The organism is Streptomyces sp. NPDC020898, assembly GCF_044333925.1.
Taxonomy (GTDB): Bacteria; Actinomycetota; Actinomycetes; order Streptomycetales; family Streptomycetaceae; genus Streptomyces.
In genome coordinates this window covers 346,429-358,069 of sequence record NZ_JBIRRV010000010.1, presented here as the reverse complement: position 1 = coordinate 358,069, position 11,641 = coordinate 346,429, and the positions used below count along the sequence as shown (strand labels likewise).

The window sequence follows — 11,641 nt, the reverse complement described above, 5'->3', positions numbered from 1 at the left end:
CACCAGCAGCGCCAACGGCTCGGAGGAGGTGACCAGTTCCCGCAGCGGATACCGGGCCAGCACCTTGTCCACCGCCGGCGTCAGAGCGGCCGCGAGTCGGGCCGCGGCCGGGCGTTCGGCGTCCCTCAGAGCCTCGGCGGCGGTCAGGAGCACATCCCGTTTGGCCTTGTTCTTGTTCTTGCTCATCGGTACGTCGGCGGCGGCACGCTCGTACAGCGTCGCGCCCTCCTCCAGCACCAGTTCCGTGTCCATGCCGGCCGGGATCTTGATGCCCGCGTGGTGCCGCCACGTGGTGATCGGGTCGCCCCACGCCTCCACGGTGTACGTCCACTCACCCGGCGCGTCCGCCTCGACGGTGGCGCCCCAGCGGTCCGTGCCCGGGGCGAGTTCGCGCATCGGGGTCCAGCGGCCGGGGCGGCCCTTCGGGTCGCGGAGCACGACGTTCGCGGCGACCGCGTCATGGCCCTCGCGGAAGACGGTGGCCGACACCTCGAAGGCTTCGCCGACGACCGCCTTTGCCGGACGGCGCCCGTTCGTGACGAGGGGGCGGACGTCGAGGACGGGGATACGGCCGACCGCGGTGCCCGCGTCGACGGGGAGGGGCTCGGCCTTCGGCACCGCGGCCGGCTCCCTGGCTGGTTCCGTGGCCGGAGGGGCCGTGGCGGCGGGGGTGTCCCGGGGCGTGGGAGCGGTGCCGGCGGGTGTGTCACGGGCCGGCGGGATGGCGGGAACGGGTTTCTCCGGGGGTGTGGGCCGGGGGGAGGAGGAGGCCTCCGGGGTCGTGGGCCGGGTGGTGGAGGACGTCACCGGGGATGTCGACGGGGCCGGGGAGGGTGTCTCCGGGGTCGGCGGGACGGTGGTGTCCTTCGTGGGTATCGGCGGTTCGCCGGTGGTGGGCGTCGGGGGTGCTGACGAGTGGTGCGTGGCGGGCATGACCGCTCCTGTCCGCGTCAACGTGGGTGGGCGGATGGATGTGGGGAGGGGGTCCTGCGTTGCTTACTGGGCTGTGTACCGGGGGAGCCTTCCCACCCTATTCGGGTGAGCAATCCGGCACTTTGCTAACTACTCACGCGTATGTCTGTACCCAAGACCGGCCAGGTCCGCGAACGAGGTCGGCCCCGTCCGGCGGACGGGGCCGACAACGGCACAGGTGCTCCTACGCGGGCGGTATCCGCAGGAGTTTGTTCGGCGAACCGGACTTTCTGTCGGAGACTTTCCCGGGCGTCGCCAAAGACGTCAGCGACTTGGCGACTTGGGCCGGAGTGAATTTCGGACGTTCCGCCAGACAGAGGGCGGCCGCCCCCGCCGCGTGCGGGGCCGCCATCGACGTACCGGAGAAGGTCACCCGGCCGGTGTCGCTCGCGTACGACGCCGAGGTGATCGAGACGCCCGGGGCGAACAGATCGAGAGCCGATCCCCAGTTCGAGAAGGCGGCCCGGGCGTCCGTCCGCCCGCTCGCGCCGACCGTGATCGCCTCCTTGACGGCGGCGGGCGAGTAGGACCCCGCCGACACGCCGTCGTTGCCTGCCGCGACCGTGTAGGTGACCCCGGACGCGATCGAGTTCCGCACGGCGGCGTCCAACTGGGCGTTGCGGTAGCCGCCGAGGCTCACATTGGCGACGGCGGGCTTCCTGGCGTTTCTCGTCACCCAGTCGATGCCCGCGATGACCTGCGCCGTCGTGCCGCCGCCCGCGTTGTCGAGGACGCGTACGGAGACGACCTTGGCCTTCTTCGCGACGCCGAGGGCCGTACCGGCGATCGTGGCGGCGACGTGGGTGCCGTGGCCGTTGCCGTCGCCGGCCCACCTGTCGTTGCCGACGAAGTCCCAGCCGTAGCTCGCCCGGCCGCCGAAGTCCCGGTGCGAGACCCGGATCCCGGTGTCGATCACGTACACCGTGACGCCCTTCCCCGCCGACTCGGGCGACGTGTACCTGGCGTCGAGCGGCAGGGCGGCCTGGTCGATCCGGTCCAGGCCCCAGGACGGCGGATTCTGCTGGCTGCGCTTGGGGACGCTCTGCTGCGTCCGGTCGTACGTGATCCGGGTGTCCTGGACGACCGAGGCCACGCGGGAGTCCGCCGCGAGGCGCCTGGCCTGTCTCTCGTCGGCCTTGATGGCGTAGCCGTTCAGGGCGGTGCTGTAGGTATGGCTTATTTTCGCCCCGTACTTCGCGGCGAGTCTCTTGCCGTCCGCCGAAGGGGCAGCCGTACCTCCCTTGAGCGTCACCAGGTAACTTCCGTGGACGGAACCGGGTTCACCGGCGCCGACTATGCGCCCCTCCGGGGCGGCGTGCGCGGGTGCGGTGACCGAAAGCACCGAGGCCGTGGTCACCGCGGTCAGGCCCGCCGCCCAGCGCAGGCGTCTTGTACGCGTCCGCTTCATGGTTGGAGTTCCCCCTCCGAGGCCGCCGTCACCGGGCGGCCTTCTGGGCAGCCTCTCGTGCGGGGAGAAGTGTTACAAGGTGGCCTACGGGGGTGGAATCGGCCATATCGGCCGACGGTTTCCGACGCGGGCGCGCAATACGCGCCGTGGTTCCAACGCCCTCTCCCGGATACCGTCAAGGGGATGATGACGGGACGCACACGGCCGTGCGTCCTGGCAGCGCACGACATGACGCATGACGTAACGCATGACACGACGCACGACCACCGAGGTGGAATGTGAAGGCGATCCGTCGGTTCACCGTCCGTCCCGTTCTCCCCGAACCCCTCCGGCCACTCAGTGACCTGGCCCGCAATCTGCGCTGGTCCTGGCACGCGGAGACCCGTGAACTCTTCCAGTCCGTCGACCCCGAGCGCTGGACCACCGCGGACGGCGACCCCGTACGGTTCCTCGGCAGCCTCTCGCCCGCGAGGCTCACCGAACTCGCCGAGGACCGCCGCTTCCTGCGCCGCCTGACCGCGGTCGCCGACGACCTGCACGACTACGTCACCGGTACCCGCTGGTACCAGACGCAGACCCAGCAACAGGGGGCCGAACTCCCGGCCGCCGTCGCCTACTTCTCCCCCGAGTTCGGCATCACCGCCGCCCTCCCGCAGTACTCCGGCGGCCTCGGCATCCTCGCCGGCGACCATCTGAAGGCGGCCAGCGACCTCGGCGTTCCGCTGATCGGCGTCGGACTCATGTACCGGCACGGCTACTTCCGCCAGTCCCTCTCCCGGGACGGCTGGCAGCAGGAGCACTATCCGGTCCTCGACCCCCACGAACTCCCCGTCGCCCTTCTCAAGGAACCCGACGGCTCCCCGGCACAGGTCTCCCTGGCGCTGCCCGGCGGCAGGTCGCTGCGGGCCCGGGTCTGGCTGGCCCAGGTGGGCCGGGTCCCGCTGCTCCTCCTCGACTCGGACGTGGAGGAGAACGACCTCGGCGAACGGGGCGTCACGGACCGGCTGTACGGGGGCGGCAGCGAGCACCGGCTGCTCCAGGAGATGCTGCTCGGCATAGGAGGAGTGCGGGCGGTCCGGACGTACTGCCGGCTCACCGGCCATCCCGCCCCCGAGGTGTTCCACACCAACGAGGGGCACGCGGGCTTCCTCGGCCTGGAACGGATCGCCGAACTCTGCGACGAGGGCCTGGACTTCGACGCGGGGCTGGAAACCGTACGCGCGGGGACGGTGTTCACCACGCACACCCCCGTCCCGGCCGGCATCGACCGCTTCGACCGCGAACTGGTCGCCCACCACTTCGGCCCCGAGGCCGAACTCCCGCGTATCGACGTGGAACGCGTGTTGCGGCTGGGCATGGAGACCTACCCGGGCGGCGAGCCGAACCTCTTCAACATGGCGGTGATGGGCCTGCGGTTGGGCCGGCAGGCCAACGGGGTGTCGCTGCTCCACGGTCAGGTCAGCCGCGAGATGTTCGCCGGGCTGTGGCCGGGCTTCGATCCCGACGAGGTCCCGATCACCTCGGTCACCAACGGTGTGCACGCGCCCACGTGGGTCGCGCCGGAGGTGTTCAGGCTCGGTGCCCGGCAGATCGGCGCGGAGCGTACCGAGGACGCGCTGACGGTCGGCGGTTCGGACCGCTGGGACGCGGTCGCGGACATCCCCGACCAGGACATCTGGGAGCTACGACGGTCCCTGCGCGAGCAGTTGGTGGTGGAGGTACGGGAACGGCTGCGCGCCTCCTGGCGTCAACGCGGCGCGGGGACGGCGGAGTTGGGCTGGATCGACGGGGTGCTCGACCCCGACGTCCTGACCATCGGGTTCGCGCGCCGTGTCCCCTCGTACAAGCGCCTGACCTTGATGATGCGCGACCGCGACCGTCTGCTGGACCTGCTTCTGCACCCCGAACGCCCCATCCAGATCGTGGTGGCGGGCAAGGCGCACCCGGCGGACGACGGCGGGAAACGACTCATCCAGGAGCTGGTGCGCTTCGCGGACGACCCGCGCGTCCGCCATCGCATCGTGTTCCTCCCGGACTACGGCATGGCGATGGCGCAGAAGCTGTACCCGGGGTGCGACATCTGGCTCAACAACCCGCTGCGTCCGCTGGAGGCGTGCGGCACGAGCGGGATGAAGGCCGCACTGAACGGCTGCCTCAACCTCTCGGTCCTGGACGGCTGGTGGGACGAATGGTTCCAGCCGGACTTCGGCTGGGCGATCCCCACGGCGGACGGCACGGGCACGGACGCCGACCACCGGGACGACGTGGAGGCGTCGGCCCTCTACGACCTCCTCGAACAGCGGGTGACGCCCCGCTTCTACGAGCACGGTCAGACCGGCCTGCCCGACCGCTGGATCGAGATGGTCCGCGAGACGCTGACCCACCTCGGCCCGAAGGTCCTGGCCGGCCGTATGGTCCGCGAGTACGTGGAACGCCTGTACGCTCCCGCCGCCCGCGCCCACCGCACCATGACCCCGGACACGGCAAGGGAGTTGGCGACCTGGAAGGCCCGGGTCCGCTCCGCCTGGCACACGGTGACGGTCGACCACGTGGAGACCTCGGCGGCGACCGCCCCTGCCCTGACGGCGGAACTGGGGAGCACACTCTCGCTCCGGGTACGGGTCGGGCTGGGTGCGCTCGCTCCGGACGACGTCGACGTCCAGGCGGTCTCGGGCCGGGTGGATTCGGAGGACAGCATCACCGACGCGTCGACGGTGCCCCTGAAAGCGGTCGGCGGGCCTGATCCGGAGGGGCGCTGGCTGTACGAGGGGCCGTTGTCCCTGCATCGGACGGGGCCCTACGGATACACGGTGCGGATCCTGCCGGCGCACCGGCTGCTGGCGTCGGGCGCGGAGATGGGGTTGGTGGCGGTGCCTTCGGAGGAGCTGGGGGAGGGGGCGGGGGTTCTGATGCGGTGAGCTCGGAGTGTTCCTGCCGGACATGAGAACCGGGCGTAATGATGCCGGAGAAGTAGCGACAGCCAAGGGTGTCGAGAGGGCTGTGCGGGCACGCTCAGCGGCCCGCACAGCCGGGGGATTCGGGGGACTGACGAGCGACACGTTCGTCGGGCGCAGTGACGAGCAGAACCGGTTGCGCTTGTTTGTCAAGGCAGTTGGGGGGGTAACGCCACACTGCTAGAGGATTCCGTATTCGTTGGCCCGGGCCAGAGCTTCGACGCGGTTGCGGGCGCCCAGCTTCTCCAGAGTTCGCTGGAGGTAGGACTTGACGGTGTTGCGGGTAAGGCCGAGAGCCTCGCCGATCTCCGGATTGGTCTCACCCATCGCGACCCTGCGCAGGATCTCGTACTCGCGGCGGGTGAGACCGCGTTCCTTGAGCTTCCTGGCCAGCAGCACATTGAAGTCGGGCTCGAGGTCGGTGCAGTCCACGTATTCGCCGGCGTTCACCCGGCGGATGATGTCCACCAGATCGGAACGCTCGGTGTCTTTGACGACGACGGCGTGGGCTCCGGCGTCGAGTGCCGCGTCCAGAGCCGCGTGCTCCGGATACGCGGTGAAGATCACCACCTTGACGCCGGGACAGTGCGAGCGCAGCGCGCGTATCACTTCAGGGCCGAGCATGTCGGGCAACCGCAGGTCGAGCAGGACGACATCGGGCTGGAGACGTGCCGCAGCCGTGATGGCCTCACGCCCCGAGCGGGCGTATCCGGAGACGGTGATCCATGGAGTGCTGCTGAGCGCCATGGTGACGCCGTCGAGGACGATGGGGTGGTCGTCCACGACCAGCACCCGAATCGCTGTTGTGATCATGCGGGGACCCACGCCTGGACGGTGACGCCGCCGTCTTCGTTGCCACCGATGTCCAGCCGCCCGCCGACCCGTGCCAGGCGCTCGGACATGGTCGACATACCGAGTCCTTCCAGGCCCCTCCCCGTGGTCGGCAGACCCACACCGTCGTCGCTGATCCTCACCGTCACCCCGTCGGAGACGGCGAACACGCTGAGCACGACGGAGCGGGCCTTGGCGTGCTTCTCCACGTTCAGCAGCGCTTCCCGGGCCGTGCCGGAGAGCGCCCCGATGCGTGCCGAGGGCATGGCCGGCAACTCGGTGACGGTGATGAGGCGGGCGACGATGCCCGTGCGCTCCTCGAAGGCGCGACAGTCGCCGCGCAGGGCCACGCCGAGACGGACCTGCTCGGGCGGGGCGCTGAGCGCGTGCAGTGACCCGCGCAGGGCCGCCGCCGCTTCCACAGCCTGCTGCTCGATGTCGCCCAGCCGAGACTGAAAGGCGTCCCCGGAAGGCGGGTCGTCGATCAGCGCGCGGATCCCCGCGCCAATGGTGAACAGCATGGCGCCGACGGTGTCGTGCAGGTCGACGGCGACGCGGCGCCGATCCTCATGGACGGCGACCTCGGCAGCGTGCTTGGCCCGCTCGGCGACGACCGCGGCGGCAGCGGCACGGCCGGCGGCCTGCTCCAGCGCCTGTGTCGCCCGGTCGCCGAACGACGACGTGAACCGGTTGGCTCCGTACAGCACACCCAGCAGCTGGTCCTCATAGATCATGGGAACGGCGATGACCGCGTGCAGGCCCTCACTCTCCACCTGCGACCTGAAGTGGTGCGTGATGTTCTCGGCGCACTGGTAGTCGCTCACCGAAAGCAGACGGCGGTGCTCGATCACCTGCCCGCCGAGTCCGCGGCCTCTGGGCACGGTGAGTCCGTCGATCGCGGGTGTGCGGGTGTTCACCGTGTGTCGCAGCACGATCTGATCGCCGCCGACCGGTTCGCCGACCCACGCCACATCGACCCCGCACGAGGCCGGGACGTCGTCCACGATCCGGCGCATTGCGGTGGAACCGTCGAAGAGGGCCAGGATCTGGCTGTAACCATCGGTGAGTTCGGAGAGCAGGTTCACCTGCGGCGGCCTGTGCCGCTTCAGTGCCACAAGAGACATGCTATGAGGCCTTCCGTCGGGCCACCAGGCTTAATAACAAGCCCGTAATACAGTCCTGCGGCCGATGGTCACCGCTCCTGGGTTCCCGCGCTACCTCCAAGTGGAGACCTCCGCTCGGAGACCTCCACTTGGAGCTGTCAGGCCGCTGCCAGGACGCGCAGTATCTCGCCACCCGCCGGAGCAGGCGGGGAAAGCGACGAAGAACACCGTCATCCGGGACCCCCACCGAGGCGAAGCACGTTGCAGAGTCTCCCGCTCCCACACATGTTCGCGGTCTTGACCATGTCGCGGGGCCGGGCATGCCGTCCCGACGCCACCCGCCGGGTCGGTTCACGCCTGCACGAAACGAGTCACTCCCCGCTTCGGCTCGAACCCTCCCAGTAAGCGCCGGCTGCATCAGGGATGCTCCCAACCACTGAGGTGTGATCAATGAGTACCGAACAATCTGCGAGAGGGCCGTCGAGCGACTCGCTTAATCGGCCGCGACCGATGCGTCGGGTAGCCGCCGCCTCGCTCCTCGGCACCTCCATCGAGTTCTACGACTTCTTCATCTACGGAACTGCGGCCGCACTGGTCTTCGGGCCCCTGTTCTTCCCGGCGCTCGGCGGAGCGGCGGCGACGGTCGCCTCGTTCGCGACGTTCGGCGTGGCGTTCTTCTTCCGTCCCGTGGGCGCGATCCTGTTCGGCCACTTCGGTGACCGCCTGGGACGGAAGAAGACGCTGGTCTCCACCCTGTTGCTCATGGGATCGTCCACGTTCGCGATCGGTCTGGTGCCTACCGCGGAAACGATCGGTGTAGCAGCCCCGATCGTGCTGGTGACCCTCCGGGCGTTGCAAGGGCTCGCGGTCGGTGGCGAGTGGGCCGGTGCGGCGCTGCTCACCGCCGAGTACGCGCCGTCGGGCAAGCGGGGTTTGTACAGCATGTTCCCGCAGCTCGGCCCAGGTATCGCGCTGGCGATGTCCAGCACCACGTTCCTCATCACCGCATTGGCGATGAGCCCGGAGAGCTTCGCGGCCTGGGGCTGGCGGATCCCGTTCCTGCTCAGCTTCGTGTTGGTCGCGGTCGGCCTGTACATCCGGCTGAAGATCGAGGAGACACCGGCCTTCAAACAGTCCACGGCCCGCCGCGAGCAGGTCAAGCTGCCCTTCGTGGAGGCGCTGCGTGACCAGTGGCGACAGGTGCTGCTGACCGGCGGCATGCTGACCATGACGTTCGGAGTCTTCTACACCAGCAGCGTGTACCTCACCAGTTACGCGGGCCAGGCGCCGGGTGTCGGCGTGCTGGGCCTGTCACGCCCCACGGTCCTGGTCGGCGGCATCATCGCAGGGCTTGTCTTCTGCGTTGTCGTCATCACTTCGGCCCTGTACTCCGACCGGATCGGCAGGCGGCGGGTCCTGCTGGTCGGCACCGTCGCCTCGATGATCGTGGGGCCCCTGGCGTTCCTGATCATGCAGCCCGGAAGCATGCTGTCGTTCTTCGTCGGGATCAGCCTGCTGATGGTGGTGCTCGGCATCCCTTACGGCCCGGCCGCCGCCTACCTGCCGGAGCTCTTCCACACCCGGTACCGCTACACCGGCGCCGGCATGGGCTACAACCTGGGCGGCATCCTCGGCGGTGCGGTCCCGCTGATCGTGGCACCGCCGCTGGCAGCCGAGTTCGGCGGTATCGGGGTCGGGTTCTACCTCACGGCGCTCGGGCTGATCAGCACTCTGTGCCTGCTGGCGATGAAGGACACCAAGGACGTGGTCATGGACGGCGGGCCTGCCGCGGTACCGGGGGCCCCCGCGGTCACGACCTCCTGATCTCGACGGCAGGTGGGACGTGCCCGCGGGACGGCCCACCTGCCGCCCGAACGAGCAAGGACACGAGGAGTCCTGTGAGCGACCAGCAGGTTCCCGAGGGGATGACCGAGGTCCCGTTCGCGGCCAGGTGGCCCGCGAGGTGTTGCATCCGGGGGCGGGATCCTGGTCCACATCGCACTCGGTGACCCGCGAACCTCCCGGGACGTTCCGGTAACTGTCGCAGGGGGAGGCGCCGTTGGCCCGTGACGCGACATCACTCCCGCCAGTCGATGAACTCGGAGGAACGATGGCTCACGCTGTAGACCGCCCCCGGAGGAAGCTCACTTCTGAGGCGAGGACCAGATGGTTCGTCGTTCTCATGGTGGCGTTCTCGGTACTCGTGCCTGGAGCCGCTCACTCCACCACATCACCGTCGCTCCAGATCAGGGTGCTGTCGAATCGGGCGGATCTGGTTTCCGGCGGTGACGCCCTGGTCGAGGTGGTGCTGCCCTCCAGGGCAAGGCCCGCGGGAGTGCGCGTGGGCGTCGACGGGCGAGATGTGACGTCTGCCTTCGCCGTCCGGCCCGACGGTCGTTTCCTGGGCCTGATCACCGGACTCAAGGTCGGCGAGAACCTGCTGACGGCCCACGGACAGGCAGGTGCGACCCGTCTCACCGTCACCAACCATCCACCCGGCGGACCGGTGTTCGCCGGGCGCCAGGTACAGCCGTGGGTCTGCGCCACCGAGGAGAACGGTCTCGGCAGCCCGGAGGACGCGGCCTGCAACACCCCGAGGAAGTACGAGCTGTTCTACAAGTCTTCCACGACCGGGCAGTTCAGCACCTACGATCCGAGCAGTCCGCCGCTGGACCTGGCCCGCACCACCACGGACCAGGGTCACAGCGTCCCGTACATCGTGCGCCGGGAAAGAGGCACGATGGATCGCGGCATCTACGACATCGCGGTTCTTTACGAGCCGGGCAAGCCGTGGGAGCCGTGGGCTCCGCAGCGCGGGTTCGACGGCAAGGTGCTGGTGCCGTTCGGCGGGGACTGCACACCGCGGCACACGCAAGGCTCGCCGGACAACTTCCTCAGCGGCGGCGTGTTGCAGGATCACGCCCTGTCGCGCGGTTTCGCGGTGTTCACCTCAAGCCTGAACACGCTCGGGCAGAACTGCAACGACGTGGTGTCTGCCGAAGCGCTGATGATGCTCAAGGAGCACTTCGTCGAGACGTACGGTCCGATCCGCTACACCATCGGCCAGGGCTGCTCGGGCGGATCGATGCAACAGCACTGGATCGCCTCGAACTACCCGGGCCTGGTGGACGGCATCCTGCCTTCCTGCAGCTTCCCGGACATCTGGGAGACGATGCAGGAGGCCGAGGACTGCCACCTGCTCGACCGTCACTTCGACAACTCGCCGCTGTGGGCGGTGACCGCGCAGCGCGCCGCTGCCGCGGGGCACGCCACCGAGGCCACCTGCCGCTCGTGGGACAACGCCACGGAGATCGCGAACTACGCCAAGATCTGGCTGGACCCGGACAACGGCGTGGCCTGCCTGGGCGGCCGGCTCGGCGGCAATACCGGCTCTGAGCCCAACCCGCCCTGGGTGTACGACGCGAAGACCAACCCCAAGGGGGTCCGCTGCACCCTGCAGGACTACATGGTCGCGGTCTTCGGCCGCCGGCAGAACGACGGGTTCGCCAACCGGCCGTACGACAACGTCGGCGTCCAGTACGGCCTGAAGGCTCTCGAATCCGGCAAGATCACCGCCGAGCAGTTCATCGACCTCAACGAGAACATCGGCGGGCTGGACATCGACGGGAACTGGCAGCCCGAGCGCAGCAAAGCCGACTGGGAAGCGCTGGAGATCGCGTACCGCTCGGGACGGGTCACCTTTCCGCGTGAGGCGGCGAAGGTGCCGATCATCGACCTGCGCGGCTCCAGCAACCTGGAGATCCACACCGATTTCCACAGTTATGCGATGCGGGAGCGGCTGATCGCGGCCAACGGTCATGCCGGCAATCAGATCATCTGGACCAGTCCCGAACCCGTGCAGGGCAACCCCACCGCGAACGAGCAGGCGTTCCTGCTGATGGACACGTGGCTGTCCGCCATCGAAGCGGACACATCCACCGTTCCACTCGAGACCAAGGTTCTGCGCAACAAACCCGCCGCCGCGGTCGACGCGTGCTGGATCGCCGGCAAGAAGGTCACCGACATGTCGGTCTGCCGGGAGGAGTTCCCGTACTTCGGCGACCCGCGCATCTCCGCCGGAGGCCCACTGGCCGACAACATCCTCAAGTGCCGGGTCAAGCCCCTCAACCGCGGCGACTACTCCGTCGACCTCACCCAGGCTCAGTGGAAACAGCTGCGGAAGACCTTCCCGGGCGGGGTGTGCGACTACCGTGAGCCAGGGGTGGCCCAGCAGCCTTCGCTGCCGTGGCTGACATTCGCCGGTGGGGCCGGCGGACGGTCGCTCGGCCCAGCGCCTCGGTCCGGGCCCACCCTCCTGGGCGGCTCGAAGGCCACCCCGAACAGGACATCGACGCCCGTTCCGTCACCGAAGG

6 protein-coding genes and 1 pseudogene are annotated in these 11,641 nt (G+C 69.1%); 3 read left to right on the top strand and 4 right to left on the bottom strand.

Annotated features, from left to right (window positions below):
• Together ACH4TV_RS30150 and ACH4TV_RS30145 are read right to left on the bottom strand one after the other, a co-directional pair.
• On the bottom strand, positions 1 to 933 hold a 933-nt coding region (locus ACH4TV_RS30150), incomplete at its 3' end, for a maltotransferase domain-containing protein (protein WP_398403546.1).
• A gap of 223 nt (positions 934 to 1,156) precedes the next feature.
• Positions 1,157 to 2,380 carry a S8 family peptidase gene (locus tag ACH4TV_RS30145; protein WP_398403544.1) on the bottom strand — a complete coding sequence of 408 codons (1,224 nt, stop codon included), beginning with the start codon at positions 2,378 to 2,380 and terminating at the stop codon, positions 1,157 to 1,159.
• 278 nt (positions 2,381 to 2,658) lie between these two features.
• On the opposite strand from ACH4TV_RS30145, the gene glgP reads away from it, so the two are divergent.
• A complete protein-coding gene (gene glgP / locus ACH4TV_RS30140) occupies positions 2,659 to 5,298 on the top strand; it encodes an alpha-glucan family phosphorylase (RefSeq protein ID WP_398403542.1) in 2,640 nt (879 codons plus the stop codon).
• 216 nt (positions 5,299 to 5,514) lie between these two features.
• Here the strand turns inward: glgP and ACH4TV_RS30135 are convergent, their stop codons facing one another.
• Positions 5,515 to 6,147: a response regulator transcription factor gene (locus tag ACH4TV_RS30135; protein WP_398403540.1), complete on the bottom strand. Its 633-nt coding sequence runs from the start codon at positions 6,145 to 6,147 to the stop codon at positions 5,515 to 5,517.
• Positions 6,144 to 7,289 carry a GAF domain-containing protein gene (locus tag ACH4TV_RS30130; RefSeq protein ID WP_398403538.1) on the bottom strand — a complete coding sequence of 382 codons (1,146 nt, stop codon included), beginning with the start codon at positions 7,287 to 7,289 and terminating at the stop codon, positions 6,144 to 6,146. The genes ACH4TV_RS30135 and ACH4TV_RS30130 overlap by 4 nt, the downstream gene beginning before the upstream one ends.
• 489 nt (positions 7,290 to 7,778) lie before the next feature.
• Between ACH4TV_RS30130 and ACH4TV_RS30125 the strand changes: the two genes are divergently transcribed.
• Entirely contained in the window at positions 7,779 to 9,092 is a 1,314-nt protein-coding gene (locus ACH4TV_RS30125) for an MFS transporter (protein WP_398403536.1), read from the top strand.
• Positions 9,093 to 9,378: 286 nt separating this feature from the next.
• Positions 9,379 to 11,493, top strand: a pseudogene (locus ACH4TV_RS30120) (DUF6351 family protein); the annotation flags it as partial.
• Between the last annotated feature and the right edge of the window lie 148 nt (positions 11,494 to 11,641).

Coding starts and splice junctions, on each gene's coding strand:
- ACH4TV_RS30145 (WP_398403544.1), bottom strand. CDS start 2,380: ATGAAGCGGACGCGTACAAGACGCCTGCGCTGGGCGGCGGGCCTGACC.
- ACH4TV_RS30135 (WP_398403540.1), bottom strand. CDS start 6,147: ATGATCACAACAGCGATTCGGGTGCTGGTCGTGGACGACCACCCCATC.
- ACH4TV_RS30130 (WP_398403538.1), bottom strand. CDS start 7,289: ATGTCTCTTGTGGCACTGAAGCGGCACAGGCCGCCGCAGGTGAACCTG.
- ACH4TV_RS30125 (WP_398403536.1), top strand. CDS start 7,779: ATGCGTCGGGTAGCCGCCGCCTCGCTCCTCGGCACCTCCATCGAGTTC.